Source organism: Streptomyces sp. NPDC034111 (genome assembly GCF_055575375.1).
In genome coordinates, this window is sequence record NZ_JBVIST010000001.1 from 1,194,846 (window position 1) to 1,211,402 (window position 16,557).

At 70.7% G+C, this 16,557-nt stretch carries 14 protein-coding genes and 1 pseudogene; 9 read left to right on the top strand and 6 right to left on the bottom strand.

The genetic code is table 11. The annotated features are described in order from the left end of the window. Nucleotide 1: 1 nt before the first annotated feature. The 4 genes from iolD to iolC form a co-directional block, all read right to left on the bottom strand. Nucleotides 2–1,885, bottom strand: coding sequence for a 3D-(3,5/4)-trihydroxycyclohexane-1,2-dione acylhydrolase (decyclizing) (iolD, locus tag ACZ55A_RS05240; protein WP_468833899.1), 1,884 nt, complete (start codon nt 1,883–1,885; stop codon nt 2–4). Beyond that, complete coding sequence (gene iolB / locus ACZ55A_RS05245; RefSeq protein WP_468833905.1) at nt 1,882–2,796, bottom strand: 5-deoxy-glucuronate isomerase; 915 nt, start codon at nt 2,794–2,796, stop codon at nt 1,882–1,884. The genes iolD and iolB overlap by 4 nt, the downstream gene beginning before the upstream one ends. Before the next feature lie 120 nt (nt 2,797–2,916). After that, nucleotides 2,917–3,804, bottom strand: coding sequence for a Cgl0159 family (beta/alpha)8-fold protein (locus tag ACZ55A_RS05250; RefSeq protein ID WP_468833911.1), 888 nt, complete (start codon nt 3,802–3,804; stop codon nt 2,917–2,919). A 125-nt stretch (nt 3,805–3,929) separates the two neighbouring features. After that, entirely contained in the window at nt 3,930–4,925 is a 996-nt protein-coding gene (gene iolC, locus ACZ55A_RS05255; protein ID WP_468833918.1) for a 5-dehydro-2-deoxygluconokinase, read from the bottom strand. A 701-nt stretch (nt 4,926–5,626) separates the two neighbouring features. Between iolC and ACZ55A_RS05260 the strand changes: the two genes are divergently transcribed. The 6 genes from ACZ55A_RS05260 (at nt 5,627) to ACZ55A_RS05285 (ending at nt 12,070) form a co-directional block, all read left to right on the top strand. After that, complete coding sequence (locus tag ACZ55A_RS05260; protein WP_468833924.1) at nt 5,627–6,547, top strand: sugar phosphate isomerase/epimerase family protein; 921 nt, start codon at nt 5,627–5,629, stop codon at nt 6,545–6,547. Nucleotides 6,548–6,896: 349 nt separating this feature from the next. Then, nucleotides 6,897–7,916 carry a Gfo/Idh/MocA family protein gene (locus ACZ55A_RS05265; RefSeq protein WP_468833931.1) on the top strand — a complete coding sequence of 340 codons (1,020 nt, stop codon included), beginning with the start codon at nt 6,897–6,899 and terminating at the stop codon, nt 7,914–7,916. A gap of 424 nt (nt 7,917–8,340) precedes the next feature. Next, entirely contained in the window at nt 8,341–9,927 is a 1,587-nt protein-coding gene (locus ACZ55A_RS05270; RefSeq protein ID WP_468833936.1) for a sugar porter family MFS transporter, read from the top strand. An 83-nt stretch (nt 9,928–10,010) separates the two neighbouring features. Next, nucleotides 10,011–10,394, top strand: a complete 384-nt coding sequence (locus tag ACZ55A_RS05275; protein ID WP_468833942.1) for a peptidoglycan-binding domain-containing protein — start codon at nt 10,011–10,013, stop codon at nt 10,392–10,394. Nucleotides 10,395–10,838: 444 nt separating this feature from the next. Further along, nucleotides 10,839–11,033 carry a MerR family transcriptional regulator gene (locus ACZ55A_RS05280; RefSeq protein WP_468833946.1) on the top strand — a complete coding sequence of 65 codons (195 nt, stop codon included), beginning with the start codon at nt 10,839–10,841 and terminating at the stop codon, nt 11,031–11,033. A gap of 110 nt (nt 11,034–11,143) precedes the next feature. After that, nucleotides 11,144–12,070, top strand: coding sequence for a 2-dehydropantoate 2-reductase (locus tag ACZ55A_RS05285; protein WP_468833949.1), 927 nt, complete (start codon nt 11,144–11,146; stop codon nt 12,068–12,070). Between the two features lie 4 nt (nt 12,071–12,074). Here ACZ55A_RS05285 and ACZ55A_RS05290 read toward each other — a convergent pair whose 3' ends face one another. Then, nucleotides 12,075–13,193, bottom strand: a complete 1,119-nt coding sequence (locus ACZ55A_RS05290) for a LacI family DNA-binding transcriptional regulator (protein ID WP_468833954.1) — start codon at nt 13,191–13,193, stop codon at nt 12,075–12,077. Between the two features lie 216 nt (nt 13,194–13,409). Between ACZ55A_RS05290 and ACZ55A_RS05295 the strand changes: the two genes are divergently transcribed. Then, nucleotides 13,410–14,441, top strand: coding sequence for a Gfo/Idh/MocA family protein (locus ACZ55A_RS05295; protein ID WP_468833961.1), 1,032 nt, complete (start codon nt 13,410–13,412; stop codon nt 14,439–14,441). Then, nucleotides 14,438–15,174, top strand: a pseudogene (locus ACZ55A_RS05300) (sulfite exporter TauE/SafE family protein). Before ACZ55A_RS05295 ends, ACZ55A_RS05300 begins: the two are co-directional and overlap by 4 nt. A 151-nt stretch (nt 15,175–15,325) precedes the next feature. On the opposite strand, the gene ACZ55A_RS05305 reads toward ACZ55A_RS05300, so the two are convergent. Further along, a complete protein-coding gene (locus ACZ55A_RS05305; protein WP_468833968.1) occupies nt 15,326–15,952 on the bottom strand; it encodes a DedA family protein in 627 nt (208 codons plus the stop codon). Between the two features lie 170 nt (nt 15,953–16,122). On the opposite strand from ACZ55A_RS05305, the gene ACZ55A_RS05310 reads away from it, so the two are divergent. After that, nucleotides 16,123–16,410: a heavy-metal-associated domain-containing protein gene (locus tag ACZ55A_RS05310; RefSeq protein WP_468833976.1), complete on the top strand. Its 288-nt coding sequence runs from the start codon at nt 16,123–16,125 to the stop codon at nt 16,408–16,410. The last annotated feature ends 147 nt before the right edge of the window (nt 16,411–16,557 follow it).

Sequence of the window (16,557 nt, forward strand, 5' to 3'; positions counted from 1 at the left end):
GTCAGAGGTGGCGACGGCGCCCGGCGACCTGCCGGTCGTACGCCTGACGTGCGGCGACCGCCGCCGGACGGGTCGCGGTCTCGGCAACAGGTACATCCCACCAGGCCTGCGCCTCCGGCGCGCCCGGCACAGTGTCGGCCGTTTCGGTCTCGACATAGACACATGTGGGCCGGTTCGCGCCACGCGCCTCAGCGAGCGCGGCACGCAGCTCACCCACCGTGCCCGCCCGGATGACCTGCATCCCGAGCGAGGCGGCATTGGCGGCCAGATCCACCGGCAGCGGCGCGCCCGTGTACGTACCGTCCTTCGCCCGGAAGCGGTACGCCGTCCCGAAGCGCTCACCACCCGTCTGCTCGGACAGGCCTCCGATGGACGCATACCCATGGTTCTGGATGAGGACGATATTGATGTTGATGCCCTCCTGGACCGCCGTGACGATCTCGGTGGGGTTCATCAGATACGTACCGTCGCCGACCAGCGCCCACACCGGCCGGTCCGGCGCGGCCAGCCGCACACCGATCGCCGCGGGGATCTCATAGCCCATACAGGAGTAGCCGTACTCCAGGTGGTACTGCCTGCGGGACCGTGCGCGCCAGAGTTTGTGCAGGTCACCGGGGAGGGACCCGGCCGCATTGATCACCACGTCGGTGTCGTCGACCAAGGCGTCCAGCGCACCGAGGACCTGCGTCTGGGACGGCCGTACGGAGTCGTCCGCGGCACCGTACGCGGCATCCACCCGGCGCTCCCACTCCTCCTTCGCCGCCCGGTAGCCGGCCTCGTACTCCTCCTCGACCCGGTACCCGGCCAGCGCGCCGGTCAGCGCCTCCAAACCGGCGCGGGCGTCGGCGACCAGGGAGGCCGCGCCGAGCTTGTGGGAGTCGAACGGGGCGATGTTGAGGTTGACGAAGCGGACACCGGGCGCGTCGAAGAGCGTCGAGGAGGCGGTGGTGAAGTCGGTGTAGCGGGTGCCCACACCGATGACCAGGTCGGCCTCCCGGGCCAGCGCATCGGCGGTGGCGGTGCCGGTGTGGCCGATACCGCCGATGTCGGCGGGGTGGTCGTGGCGCAGCGAGCCCTTGCCGGCCTGGGTGGAGGCGACCGGGATGCCGGTGGCGTCGGCGAAGGCCCGCAGCGCTTCCTCGGCCTCGGAGTGGTGCACTCCGCCGCCCGCGATCAGCAGCGGCCGGCGGGCACCCCGCACGGCCCGCACCGCCTCCGCGAGAGCACCGGCATCCGGGGCGGGCCGGGTCACCCGCCACACCCGGTCGGCGAAGAACTCCTCCGGCCAGTCGTACGCCTCGGCCTGCACGTCCTGCGGCAGCGCCAGGGTCACCGCGCCGGTGTCGACCGGATCGGCGAGCACCCGCATGGCCTGGAGCGCGGCCGGGATCAGCGCCTCGGGACGGGTGACCCGGTCGAAGTAGCGGGACACCGGACGCAGCGCGTCATTGACCGACACATCGCCCGCGTACGGGACTTCGAGCTGCTGGAGGACGGGGTCGGCGGGCCGGGTCGCGAAGATGTCACCGGGCAGCAGCAGCACCGGCAGCCGGTTGACGGTGGCCAGCGCGGCGCCCGTGACGAGGTTGGTGGCGCCCGGCCCGATGGACGTGGTGACGGCCTGCGCGGAGAGCCGGTCGCACTGCCGCGCGTAACCGACCGCGGCATGCACCATGGCCTGTTCGTTACGGCCCTGGAGGTAGGGCAGCGCCTCACCGGACTCCAGCAGGGCCTGGCCGATACCGGCGACATTGCCATGGCCGAAGATGCCCCAGCAGGCATTGATCAGCCGGTGCCGGCGGCCGTCCCGCTCGGTGTACTGGTGGGCGAGGAACTCGACCAGGGCCTGCGCAACCGTCAGACGGCGGGTCGTCGGAGCGTTCATCGGGCGTCTCCTGCGGGCGCTTCGTAGAGAGGGAGGCGGGGGTCGACGGGCTGACCGGGCCAGGTGCCGCGGATCCAGCCGTGGTCGGGGTGGTCGCAGATCAGCCACTCGCGGTCCGCACCGGGACCGGCCATGACGTTCAGGTAGTACATGGCGTGACCGGGGGACGCGATGGACGGACCGTGCCAGCCGTCGGGGATCAGCACCGCGTCCCCACTGCGGACCTCGGCGAGCACATCGGTGCCGCGGCCGTGCCCGGAAGGGCTGACCCGCTGGTAGCCGACACCGTCCGTACCGTGCGCGGGCTCGATCTCGAAGTAGTAGATCTCCTCCAGTTCGGCCTCCTCGCCGGGGCGGCACTCATCGTGCTTGTGCGGCGGATAGGAGGACCAGTTGCCGCCCGGGGTGAGCACCTCCACCGCGATCAGCTTGTCGCACGCGAAGCCGTACTCCGGGTCGTCTCCCGTGGGAGCGGCGGCAAAGTTGTTGACCTGACGGGAGCAGTTGCCGGTCCCCCGCAGCTCCACGGGGACACCGGACGCGGCACCGTAACGGGCGGGCAGCCGGCGCTCGCAGCGGGCACCGGTCAGCGCGAAGCGGCCACCCGCCCCACTGGCGATCTGCACATGCGCCTCACGCGGCACATACGCAAAGTCCGTGACACCGCTGAACACGCTCTCCCGGCCGGTCAGTTCGAACGTGTCGCCGCCGTCGGTCAGCACCGTGCAGCCGCCGTTCAGCGGCAGCACGATCCATTCACTGTCGCCGGTGGCGAAGGAGTGGTGACCACCGGCCGGCAGCTCCAGCACGCGCAGCGAGGAGTACCCCCAGCCGGCCCGCTCCGGATCGATGTCCACGGCGTACGGCCCCTCGGCCGCGGCCCCGGCCCTCAGATGGAATTCAGTACCCATAACTCGAGTCTCCTGCGGAAATCGTGACGCTCGCAGTACCTTCTCGTTCGCTTCCCCGCCCCGCGCGGCACAGAGGTGCGGCTTTCGTCTCCGACTGCGGCCCGGCGGCGGACACGACGCTCACAACAGGCCTACGGCGGTGTCCACGGCGGCCGCGACATCCCCGTCCGCCGGATAGAGCAACGAGCGCCCGACGACCAGGCCCTGCACCGTCGGCAGCCGCAGCGCCTTGCGCCACTTCTCGTAGGCGGCTTCCTGGTCCTGGACGGTGCTGCCGATATCGCCGCCGAGCAGCACGGTCGGCAGGGTGGTGCTCTCGCACACCCGGGCCATGCCGTCCGCGTCGTCGGTGACCGGCAGCTTGAGCCAGGTGTACGCGGAGGTACCGCCGAGGCCGGAGGCGATGGCGACGGAGCGGGTGACGGCCTCGGGACTGAGGTCGTTGCGCACCCTGCCGTCTATCCGGGAGGAGAGGAACGGCTCGACGAACACGGGCAGTTCCCGCTCGGCCATCGCGTCGATGGCGCGGGCCGTGGCCTCCAGGGTCGTCAGCGACCCGGGATCGTCGTAGTCGATGCGCAGCAACAGCTTGCCCGCGTCGAACCTGAGCCGGGCCAGGTCCTGCGGCCGATGGCCCGTAAACCGGTCGTCCATCTCGAACGAGGCGCCCGCGATGCCGCCCCGGTTCATCGAACCCATCACCACCTTGCCCTCAAGGGCGCCGAGCAGCAGCAGGTCCTCCAGGATGTCGGCGGTCGCCAGCACCCCGTCCACACCGGGCCGCGACAGCGCCAGCACCAGGCGTTCGAGCAGATCGAGGCGGTTGGCCATGGCGAGCTGCCGGTCACCGACGGCGAGCGCCCCACGGGCGGGGTGGTCGGCGGCGACGATCATCAGCCGGCCGCTGTCGCCGATGAGCGGGCGACGGGTGCGGCGGGCGGCGGCCTCCGCAACGGCTCCGGGCCGCCGGGCCCGCAGCGTCGCGAGGTCACTGATCCGAGGGGTCAAGGCTCAACTCACCTTCTTGAGTGCACAGGTGGGGGCGGGGCGGAGGCGCCGGCGGTGGTGCCGCAGGCGGGGCGGGCGCGCGGGGAAGCAACGGAGGCCGGACCGGAGACCGGAGCGGAGAGCGACTACCGCCGCTCCGCGAGGAACGCCTCGACCTCCTCGGCCGTAGGCATCGCGGAGGAGCAGGCGAGGCGGGAGGCGACCAGGGCGCCGGCGGCGTTGGCGTAGCGCATCATCGGCTCCAGGTCCCAGCCGGAGAGCAGCCCGTGGCACAGCGCCCCGCCGAAGGAGTCCCCGGCACCAAGCCCGTTCACCACCTCGACGGGGGTGGGCGGGACCTCCGCCACCCGGCCGTCGCGGTGTACGGCCAGCACCCCCTTCGGCCCCTGCTTGATGACGGCCAGCTCCACCCCCCTCTCCAGCAGCGCCTGGGCACAGGCCTTCGGGTCCCGCAGCCCGGTCGCCACCTCGGCCTCGTCCACATTGCCCACGGCAACCGTGACGTGCTGCAACGCGGCCTCGTAGAACGGACGGGCAGCGGCCCGCGCCGCGGCACCGCTCGCCCCACCGTCCTTGGAAGCCCCGCCCTCACCGCCCCAGAACATCGGCCGCCAGTCGAGGTCGAAAACGGTCGTGCCCACCTTGGCGCGGGCCTCCAGCGCGGCGAGGGTGGCACTACGGCTGGGCTCCTCACACAGCCCCGTACCGGTGACCCAGAAGATCCGCGCCGCCGCGATCGCGTCCCGGTCGAGTTCCTCCGGGTGGATGACCAGGTCGGGGGCCTTGGGCAGACGGTAGAAGTAGAGCGGGAAATCGTCCGGCGGAAAGATCTCGCAGAAGGTGACAGGGGTCGGCAGACCGTCCACCGGCCTCACCCACCGGTCGTCCACCCCGAAGTCCCGCAGCGCCTGATGCAGATAGTCGCCGAACGGATCACGCCCTGTACGGCTGATCACCGCGCTACGACGACCCAGCCGGGCGGCCGCCACCGCAACATTCGCGGCGGACCCCCCCAGAAACTTCCCGAAGGTCTCGACCTGCGCCAACGGCACACCGGACTGCAACGGATAAATGTCAACCCCGATGCGCCCCATGGTGATCAGGTCGTACGGCTCGGTCATATACGCCCCTTCGGTTCGGCCGGCCCATCGGGCACGGCCGGGTTCGGCGGGTCCTTCGGCGGTTGCGGTGGGTTGAGCGGGTTGAGCGGGTTCTGTGGGTCGTGGGCCCACAGGGACTCGCAAGCCCTCAGGCCCTCCAGTCCCGCAGGTTCGTCGGCTTCGGTCTGAGGAAAGGTCTAACGGGGAGGATCAGACCCTGTCAACAGTTTGTCCTTACATTCTGACGTCAAGAACACCGAAATCCGAAATCCGGACAGCACAGTCAAAAATCCAAAGCCCGCCCCCACGCCCCCCGAAGCCCCGAACGGGCCCCAACATCGGCCGGCCAAACGAAGCCCAGGCAGACCTCAACAGACCCCGGGACAGAGACCACCCCCAGACGCCGAACAGCCCCGGAAGAACCAGACACCACCCGCCCCGACCGACCAGGACCCACCAGGCGCCACCCGCCCGGACCGGCCAGGACTCGCCAGCCAACCGAGCCCACCCACGACGCCACCCCACCCCTCCCGACCACACCCCCACCCCACCCCAACCCCGCCCCGCCCCCAGCCCTCCCCCTTCCCCAGAGTTACAAAGTCCTTAAGTCCTTATGTCAGGACGAAGTCTTGACACTCCCCGGGGCGATAGAGAGGCTGTGCCCCACAACCCCACCCCAGCGCCTCCCGGTCACCGCCGACCGGCGAGAGGAGAGCCGCAGCATGTCCGTACCCCATGCCGCACCGCCCGTTCTGGACCGCATCCGCGTCGGTTCCGCACCCGACTCCTGGGGCGTGTGGTTCCCCGACGACGAGCAGCAGGTCCCCTGGCAGCGCTTCCTGGACGAGGTCTCCGAGGCCGGCTACGAGTGGATCGAACTCGGGCCGTACGGCTACCTGCCCACCGACCCAGCGGTCCTGCACGAGGAGATCGCCCGCCGCAACCTGAAGGTCTCGGCCGGCACGATCTTCACCTCGATGCACCACGGCCCCGCCGTCTGGGACAAGACCTGGGCGCACGTCTCGGAGGTCGCCACCCTCACCCAGGCGATGGGCGCCAAGCACCTCGTCGTCATCCCCTCCTTCTGGCGGGACGACAAGACCGCCGAGGAGCTCGAACCCCGCGAGCTGACCGTCGAGCAGTGGAAGCACCTGACCACCGGCATGGAGCGACTCGGCAAGCGCGTCCGGGACGAATTCGGGCTGGACATCGTCGTGCATCCACACGCCGACACCCACATCGACACCGAGGAGCACGTCGAGCGGTTCCTGCACGTCACCGACTCCGACCTGGTCAACCTCTGCCTGGACACCGGGCATTACGCCTACTGCGGCGGCGACAGCGTCAAGCTGATCCGCACCTACGGCGAGCGGATCGGCTACCTGCACCTCAAGCAGGTCGACCCCGACATCCTCAGCGACGTCGTCGCCAAGGGCACGCCCTTCGGCCCGGCCGTCCAGCAGGGCGTGATGTGCGAACCGCCGCTCGGCGTGCCCGCACTGCCGCCTGTCCTGGAAGCCGCCCAGGAGCTGAACGTCGACCTCTTCGCCATCGTCGAGCAGGACATGTACCCCTGCCCGCCCGACCAGCCGTTCCCCATCGCCGAGCGCACCCGGCGCTTCCTCCGCTCCTGCGGGGCCTGAGCCACCCCACTGGGCCATGACCACTCACCCTGGTCCATGAGCCACTCACCCTGGTCCGTGAGCCACGGGCGCGCCGCGGGTACTGCAAGTTGAGCGGTGCGCGTTGAGTGCTGAGCCTGGGCACTGGGCCCGGGCGCTCGGTACTGGGCCTGGGCACCGGTGCTGGGTCTGGGTAGCAGCCTGGGTGCTGGGCCTGGGTAACGGTCACTGGGTGCTGGTCGTGGGTGCTGGGCTTTGACCTCGTGGCGCCTCCTCATACTCCGGCAACGATTACGGAGAGTAATCAGTTCCCAGGGTATATCACATGCTGTAACACGTCAGTCTGAGCACGTAAGGACTTGAGGACGACATGACTTCGTACGGAACGCTCGGTGTGGCGGTCATCGGGACCGGCCGGATGGGCGCCGACCACGTGCGCCGGATCAATGAGGTGATCAGTGGCGCCCGGGTGGCGGCGGTGGTCGATATCGATGCGGCACGGGTCAAGCACCTCGCCGACGGCATCGAGGGCTGCACCCCCTATACCGAGCCGGCCGCCGCCATGGACGACCCCGCGGTGGACGCTGTGCTCATCGCCTCACCCGGCCCCGCGCACGAGGCGGCGTTGCTGGACGCCTTCGCCCGCGACCTGCCCGTGCTGTGCGAGAAGCCGTTGACGCCGGACGCCGCCTCCGCGCTGCGCGTCCTGAAGGCCGAGCAGGCGCTGGGGCACCGTCGTGTCCAGGTGGGCTTCATGCGGCGCTACGACGCGGACTACCGCGCCCTCAAGTCCCTGCTGGATCAAGGCACTTACGGCCGTCCGCTGATGCTGCACAACAAGCACCGCAACGCCGACACCCCGCCCGGCTTCACCAACGCGATGATGATCAATGACTCGGTGGTGCACGAGATCGACGTGACCCGCTGGCTGCTGGAGGACGAGATCACGGCCGTACGGGTGCTGCGCCCGACGCCCACCGGGAACGCGCCCGAGGGGCTGAGCGACCCACAGCTGGTCCTCTTCGAGACCGCCGGCGGCCAGGTCGTCGACACCGAAATCTTCGTCAACTGCGGCTTCGGCTACCAGGTCGTCTGCGAGGCGGTGTGTGAGAGCGGCACCGCCCGGATCGGCGACGACCACGGGGTGTTCACCAACACGGCCGGCCGATGGGGCGGCACCATCACCCCCGGATTCGTGGAGCGCTTCGAGGAGGCCTACGACCGGCAGGTGCAGCGCTGGGTGGACGCCACCCGACGTGGCGAGGTCGAGGGGCCCAGCTGCTGGGACGGCTATGCGGCGGCCGCGGTGTGCGAGGCGGGTGTGCTCGCCCAGGCCAGCGGCGAGCGGGTGGCGGTGGAGCTGATCGAGCGGCCGGCGCTGTACCGGTAGATGCGGACGGCCGGCGCGGCGCGTCCGTTTCGTAGACGCGGCACGTCCATTCCGTAGAGCCGGCGCGTCCGTTCCGTACACGCGGGCGCGTCCGTTCCGTGCGTCAGTGACCGACCGCGCCGCCAGGGACCGACCGCGACATCAGTGACCCATCGCGCTGCCTCGGGCTCTTCACCCTCCCGCCCCTCACCGCCCTCCGCGCTGCTCCCCGCCCCTCGCCGTCCCGCGCCCCCGTAGGTCGGTACGGCGGCGGGCCGTGCCGCCCGACCGTCGAAAGGCCCCGCATCATGCGCCCCGCCCGTGCCGCCGCTGCATCGCGCCACCCCGTACCACCCGCCCTCTTACCACCCGCCATGGAACCGCTCGCCCTCGAACCGCCCGCCCCGGTCGCCGAGTTGGCCACCCGGGCGAAGCGGAGCCGACCATGACGGCTCGGACCAGCCCAGCAGACTCCGCCGCTCCAACCAGCCAAACGACCTCCACCACACCGACCAGCCCAGCCCCCTCCACCACTCCGGCCAGCCAAACCACCTCCACCACATCAACCAGCAGTCCTCAGGCCCGCAGCGCCAGGCGTTTCATCGTCGGCATCGCTGCCATCGCCGCGCTCGGCGGTGCTCTCTTCGGGTACGACACCGGGGTGATCTCCGGCGCTCTCCCCTTCATGGAGGACCAGTTCGGTCTCACGTCCCTGGGCGAAGGCATCATCACCAGTGCGCTGCTGATCGGCGCGGCCTTCGGCTCGCTGATCGGCGGCCGGATGTCCGACGCGCTCGGGCGGCGCAACTCCCTGCTGTGGGCGGGCGCCGTGTTCATCGGCGGCGCGGTGGCGGTCGCGCTCTCCCCCGGCATCCCTTTCATGACGGTGGCGCGCTTCGTCCTCGGCCTCGCCGTCGGCAGCGCCTCCGTCATCACCCCGCTCTACCTCTCCGAGATCGCGCCACCGCACATCCGTGGCCGACTGGTCTCCTTCAACTCGCTGATGATCGTCAGCGGTCAGCTGCTCGCCTACCTCATCAACGCCGTACTGGCGCACTGGGAGGCCTGGCGCTGGATGCTGGGGCTGGCTGCGCTGCCCGCCGTGGCACTCTTCTGCGGCCTGTTCTTCCTGCCGGACACCCCGCGCTGGTACATCAGCAAGGGACGGCAGGACGATGCGGCCCGGGTGCTTCGCCGTACGCTGCCCGCCGAGGACGTACCCGGCGAGCTGGCCCGTATCGACCACGCCCGCAGGCTGGAGGCGGGCGCCCGGCGCGGGGCCTGGCAGCAGCTGCGTACGCCGTGGGTGCGGCGGTTGTTGCTGGTCGGCATCGGGCTGGCGGTGGTCCAGCAGATCACCGGTGTCAACGCGGTGGTCTACTTCGCGCCCAAGATCCTGGCGTCGACCGGGCTGGGCACCGGCGCCGCGATCACCGCGACGATCGCGGTCGGTGTGATCTCCGTCGTCGCCACCGCGATCGGGATGTCGCTGATCGACCGGGTCGGCCGGCGCCCCATGCTGATCACCGGGCTGGCCGGTATGGCGGTGGCGCTCGTCCTGCTCGGCGCCTCCTTCCGTCTGCCGCGGTCCACCGCCGTCAGCGCCCTGGTCCTCGGGCTGATGGTGCTGTACATGGCGTTCATGCAGGCCACGTTGAACACCGGGGTGTGGCTGCTGCTCGCCGAGATGTTCCCGCTCAAGGTCCGCGGACTGGCCATGGGTGCCGCGGTGTTCGTGATGTGGATGGTCAACTTCGCGGTTGCGCTGGTCTTTCCGGTGCTGCTGGATGCGGTCGGCGCGGGCACCACGTTCTGGTTCTTCGGCGCGATGTGCGTCCTGTCCCTGCTCTTCTGCAAGCGGTACGCACCGGAGACGAAGGGGCTGGCGCTGGAGGACCTGGAGCAGGAGCTGCGGAAGGCGGCGGGCGCTGAGCCGGATGAGGCGAGAGGGGTGGCCGACGTAGCGGAGACGACGGAGGTTACGGAGACAGGAGAGGTGGCAGAGGCGGGGACTGTGGAGACGGCGGGCTGACGGGGCGTCGGCGGGAACCGTGCACCGCCCGCCCGGCGTCAGAGTGGGTGGAATCACATCCAACGGGGGAAACGGTGGAATTCGTGAATGCCCATGCACTCAGTCATGCCGTCAAGCGCGCAACCGTCCTGACCGCGACCGCGGGGCTGCTCACCGCCGGACTGCTCACCGGTCCCGCATCCGCAGCCGGTCCGGTATCCGCAACGGGTCCGGCGAGCGAGCGGGCCGGCACCCTGGCGGCCTGCGCGTACTACAACGGTTATGCCCTCACCGTCTACGGTCAGCGCGGCGACCGCGTCTCGCAGGTGCAGTGCCTGCTGGCGAACCGCCGCTACCTCCCCTGGGGAGATCTGACCGGCTACTTCGGGCCCAAGACGCGGTCCGCGGTGAAGAAGTTCCAGTCCCGGCACCATCTGACCGCCAACGGCAAGGTCGACAAGAAGACCTGGCGCGCGCTGTACGGCTGATCCGCAGCGCGTCGCCCCACGGGCCGCGACACATGTACGCCGTTCCATAGGGCCGCGACGCATGTACGTCGTCCCACAGGGCTGCGATGCATGTACGTCGTCCCCCAGGGCCGCGACATATACACGGTGTGGCGGGCCGGTTCCCACGCGGGACCGGCCCGCCACACTGCTTGTCTGCCTACCCACTCCCCTTCTCCACCTCCCGTGGCCGGTTCTCCACCTCCCGTGGCCGGCACGCCCGTCCCATCCTCGTCACAGGCGTCCGTCCTGCGTCACAGCTGTCACCGTTACGCGGGCCTTCCGTCACAGCCGATCAACAGCCCCTCCCCGACGGTCACTCGGTGTCGTTGTCCAGGCACAGGGTGAGTGATCACCAGGCCGTACGCGGCCCCTGCCGGCTCGCCCCGGGCCGACCCTGCGTACGGCACCCAGGAGGTGGCAGAGATGACCGACCGCAGGCTCTGGTCGTACAAGGAGATCGCCGCGCACATCCAGGTACAGCCGGACACCGTGCGCTCGTACCGCAAGCACGGGCTGCTGCCGGATCCGGATCTGGTGGAGGGCGGAAAACCGTACTGGTTCGCGGACACGGTCAGAGCATGGGTGGCCCGGCGACCCGGCCAGCGCGGCCGACGCTGACGCCGCCCTGGAACGAGCCCCCGGCCCCCGGCGTCCCTGCAAGGCGCCGGGGCCCGCCGCGTCCGGCCGGGCTCCTGCCCTCGTGAGCGCGGCCGCTCTACGATCGGGGTATGCCCCAGCAATCCCGGGCCGCAGCGCCCGCCGCGCGGATCGCGGTGATCGGTGCCGGCGCGATCGGTGGCTATACCGCCGCCCTCACCCACTGGGCCGGCCTCGATGTCACGCTGTGCGTACGCAGCCCACTGCCGGGGCTCACCGTCGAGAGCGGCGGCGAGGCCCGTTCCGCGGCGGTACGGATCGCCACCGAGCCTGCGCAGGTGGCACCGGTCGACTGGGTGCTGCTGACCACCAAGGCACAGGACACCGCGGGCGCCGAGAGCTGGCTGCGGCGGCTGTGCGGACCCGGGACCGCCGTCGCGGTGCTCCAGAACGGCATCGACCAGGAGGAGCGGGTGGCTCCGCTTGTTCCCCAGGGCACGGAGATCCTCCCCACCGTCGTCTATATCTCTGCGGAACGCACCGCGCCCGGCCGGATCCGGCACCATGTCGCGAGCGAACTGCACGTTCCCGAGGGCCCGTTGGCGGACCGCTTCGCCGCCCTGCTGGCCGGCAGCGGACTCCAGGTGCACCCGGTCCCGGACTTCACCACGGCGGCCTGGCGCAAGCTGTTCACCAACCTCGCAGCCAACCCGCTCACCGCCCTCCTCCAGCAGCGGATAGGGATCTTCGCCGACCCCGAAATGGCGGCGCTCAGCCGCGATCTGCTGCGCGAGGCGGCCGCCGTCGCGCGGGCGGAGGGCGCGGACATCGGCGAGGAGGACGTCGCCAGGACACTGGAGCTGTACGCCAAGGCGCCCCCGGACGGCGGCTCGTCGATGCTCTACGACCGGCTCGCGGGGCGCCCGTTGGAGCATGAGTTCATCACGGGAGCGGTGGTCAGGGCGGCCGAACGGCACGGCATCGCGACGCCGTTGAACCGGATGCTGCTGACCCTGCTGCGGGCGGTGGACCGCGAGCTGCGAGGCGGGACGGCGTAACGGATCACGGGCGCGGGGGTGCCGCCGTCGATCCCCGTATCTCCAGTGCGGGCGCGACGAGTTGGTGGTCGGCCGGGGCGTCCGGGCGGTCCATACGGTCCAGCAGGCAGCGTGCGGCGCGGCGGCCGACCTCGTGGCTGGCGTTGTTCACCGAGTTGAGCCAGAGGTGGCGGATGCGGGCGAGGTAGGTGTTGTCGTAGCCGACGAGGGAGAGGTCGGCGGGCACCTCCAGCCCCAGTTCCTGGGCTGCGGAGAGCGCGCCGATGCAGGAGATGTCGTTGAACGCGAAGACGGCGGTGGGGCGTTCGGCGCCGCGGGCGGGGTTGAGCAGTCGTACGGCGGCCCGGTAGCCGCCCTCTTCGGTGCCGTCACCGGTCTCCACGAGGGCGCTCGCGTCCAGGCCGTGGGCGCGTACGGCGGCCTCGAAGCCGCGCCGGCGCAGTGCGCCGACCGGCCCGTGGCCGGTGATGTGGGCGAGCCGCCGGTGGCCCAGGGAGATCAGGTGCTCGGTGGCGAGCTGGGCGCCGCGCTCGTCGTCGTTGGCGACGATGTCGACGCGCGGCAGGCGGGGGCCGTGGTTGCCCGCGATGACGGTCGGCAGCCGCTCGGCGACCTCGGCGAGCCCGTCGGTGTCCGGGAGCGTGCCGACGACGACGATGCCGTCGACCCGCAGCTCCTGGAAGGTGCGGGCGAAGTCCTGACCGGCTCGCTGGTCGAGGCGGCCGTCGGCCATCAGCATCCGCAGACCGTGCGCCTGGAGCAGGGAGTTCAGGCCGTCGAGGACCTCGACGAACCAGGGGTTGCGCATATCGTTCAGCAGCACGCCGACGGTGTGCGTACGGCGTACGACCAGGCTGCGGGCGGCGGCGTTCGGCCGGTAGCCCAGTTCGTCGATGGCGTCGAGTACGGCCTGCCGCTTGGCGTCGCTGACCCGTGGCGAGCCCTGAAGAACGAGCGAGACCAGCGATTTGGAGACGCCGGCACGCTCGGCGACACCGCGGATCGTCGGGGGCCGCACCGCATCCGCCCGCCGCCCGCCGGAACGTCCATCGGGATGCCTGTCGGGACGCCTGTTGGGACGCCCGTCGGGGCGCCCTTCGGCATGCTCGTTGGAACGTTCCATAGATGGCGATCCTTCCACCGGGGCGGGTCGGGGTCAATGCCGGTGCCTGGTCGGCACCGAGAGGCACCGACGGCGCCGATGGAGCACCAATGCCGGACCGATGGGCCGCCGCAGAAGGGTTGACATGCGGACATCCGGACATGCAGGGTCCTCGGAACGACGGCGTTGGACCGTTCCAAAGACCGTTTCCAAACAGTTTCTCTGGAAGGACCGACCATGAAGATCGGCCTCATCGGCACCGGGCGCATCGGCGCATTCCACGCCCAGACCCTCCAGAGCGTCCCGGACGTCACCGACCTGGTGGTCGCGGACGCCGATGCCGCGCGCGCCACGGCGCTTGCGGACACCCTCGGCGTACGGGCCGCCACGAGCATCGCGAAGATGTACGCGGACGGCCTGGACGGTGTGGTGATCACCGCCGCCACCAGCGCTCACGCCGCACTGATCCACCAGGCCCTGGACGCCGGGGTTCCGGTCTTCTGCGAGAAGCCGGTGGCGCTGGACGTGCCGGGCACCATCGGCGTCGTGGAGCGGGCGCGGGCCGGCACCGTCCCCGTACAGATCGGCTTCCAGCGCCGCTTCGACGCCGGTTACCGCGCCGCGCGCGAGGCGCTGCGGTCCGGCGAGCTGGGATGGCTGCACACCCTGCGTGCCTGCACCAGTGACCGGACCCCGCCGCCGGCCGGCTTCATCCCCACCTCGGGCGGGCTGTTCCGGGACTGCTCGATCCATGACTTCGACATCCTGCGCTGGCTCACCGGCCGCGAGGTGGTCTCGGTCTACGCCCAGGGCGCCAACCGTGGCGCGCCCTTCTTCGCCGACGGGGACGATGTCGACACCTGCGCGGCGCTGCTGCGCTTCGACGACGACACCCTGGCGACGGTCACCGCGACCCGCTACAACGGGGCGGGCCACGATGTCCGGCTGGAGGTCTGCGGCTCCGAGGGCGCCCGCTTCGTGGGGCTCGACGACCGCGCGCCGCTGCCGTCCGCGGAGCCGAAGCTGTCCTGGCAGCGGGCCGCGGAACCGTATGCCACCTTCATGGAGCGCTTCCACGACGCCTACGTGACCGAGCTGGGCGTCTTCACCGAGGTGGCCGCCGGCCGTACGCCGAGCCCGTGTTCGCCCGCGGAGGCGCTGGAGGCGCTGTATGTCGCCGAGGCCTGTGAGCGCTCGCGCCGGACCGGCGAACCGGTCGCTCTGGCGGATGTCCGCGCCACGGCCGGGCCGGCGACGCCGGGCGCGTGAGCGACCCCGGGGTCATATCGCTGGGCATCTTGCTGTGCGCCGCGCTGCTGGTGGGGGTCTCCAAGACCGCCCTCAGCGGCGTCGGCGCGCTGAGCGTCGCGCTCTTCGCGGCCGTCCTGCCCGCCAAAGAGTCCACCGGCGCTCTGCTGCCCCTGCTCCTCATCGGTGACGTACTGGCCGTCCGTGCCTACCGCGGGCACACCGACTGGTCCGCGCTGTTGCGGCTGCTGCCGTCGGTCGTGGCCGGCGTGCTGCTCGGTGCCGTCTTCGTCGCCATGGCGGATGACACCGTCATGCGCCGGACGATCGGCGTGCTGCTGCTGGCGATCGTGCTGCACCACGTAGGGCGGAGGCACCGGTCGTCGGTGCCGGCCGGGCACGCTCGGCCGGCGCGCACCCTGCTCTTCGGCCTGATGGCCGGTTTCGCCACCATGGTCGCCAACGCGGGCGGCCCCGCGATGTCGCTCTACCTCCTCTCCTCGGGTTTGACAATGCTCGGGTTCCTGGGTACCGGCGCGTGGTTCTTCCTCCTGGTGAATCTCTTCAAGCTGCCGTTCGCATCGGGCTGGGGCTGATCACGCCCGATCTCCTTGCTCTGGTCGCGGTGCCGGCGCTCGCCGTGCCGGCCGGCGCGTTCCTCGGACGAGCTCTCGTGCACCGCATCGATCAGGCCCTCTTCGAACGCCTGGTGCTCCTCTTCACCGCTCTGTCCAGCCTCAACCTCCTTCGCTGAGCTCCCGATGGGATCCAGTGGGATCCCGATCGGGCTGCCGATCGAGCTACCGACACCCCTACAGTCACTCTCCGTAATTACCCCACGACTGAACTGTACGGCCCGCCACTGACAGTGCCGCCCCGCACGAGGGAAGGCCAGGTCAACGCCGTTAAGCCGCCACCGGGGATGAGGCACGGTCGTCGCGCCCCTCACCGTCCCGTTCGCCGCTCTCCTCGGGCCGTTCCCGCAGCGTCCGGCGCCGGGCCACCCACTGGATCGCGGCGCCGACGGCGGCGACCGCACAGGAGACGCCCAGGCCGACCCCGGCGGCGTAGAGCCGGTCATGGGCGGCGGCGCTGCCGATGTAGCCGAGGCCGACCGAGTACGTCGCCCAGGTGAGCTCGGCGATGCCGGCGCCGAGGGCGTACTTGCGGGGCGGATAGCGCAGCACCCCGGATGCCAGCGCCCCGGCGATCCGTCCGCTGGGCAGGAACCGTACGGCGATCACGAACGGCACGCCGTAGCGCTGGATGTGCTGCGAGGTCCACTCCAGCAGCGCCCGGCGGCGGGGGTGGCGTCGCATCCAGTTCCGCACGGGTTCGCCGAAGTGCCGCGCGGCGAAGTACATCAGCAGGTCGCCCAGCAGGGCGCTGCCGGCGACGACCAGCAGGACCTGGGGGAGGAAGAGTTCGCCGCGGGAGGCGAGCACGCCGGCGGAGACGAGCAGGGCGGAGTTGGGGACCAGCGGCGGCAGGGTGGTGAGCACCAGCAGGCCGTAGAGGGCGAGTACGTCCATCCGGCCGCCTCCTCGGATCCGCCCCGAGCCCGTACCCCAAGGCTGACGCGGGGCGGGGAAGGCGGCAACGTGGTGGCGTGGCCGATGCTTGGATTGATACCCCCTAGGGGTATAGGCTCGACATCGGCACCCCATACCGGCGCCCCACACCGGCTCCACGAGGAGAATCCATGACCGAGAACAGCTCCTGCTGCACCCCGGAAGGCTCCTGCCACTCCGGCGGCACTGATGTCCAGGTCGGCGAGGTGACCGCGACCTACAAGGTCACGGGCATGACCTGTGGCCACTGCGAGGGGGCGGTGTCGTCCGAGATCGGCGAGATCGCCGGGGTCAGCTCGGTACAGGCAGTTGCGGCCACCGGTCTGGTGACCGTCACCTCCAAGGCCCCGCTGGACGAGGAGGCCGTGCGCGCCGCGGTTGACGAGGCGGGGTATGAGTTCGGGGGACCGGCGGCCTGATCGCCATCAATCTTCACGCAGTCTTTACAACTGCCACAACGCCCCCACACCGGGGCACAACACTCATACTCCGGGCGCCCGATCTCCAGATGGCGGCCCTTGACCGCATTCGCCCCCATATGGCAAGAGACCCAGATCACACTCATT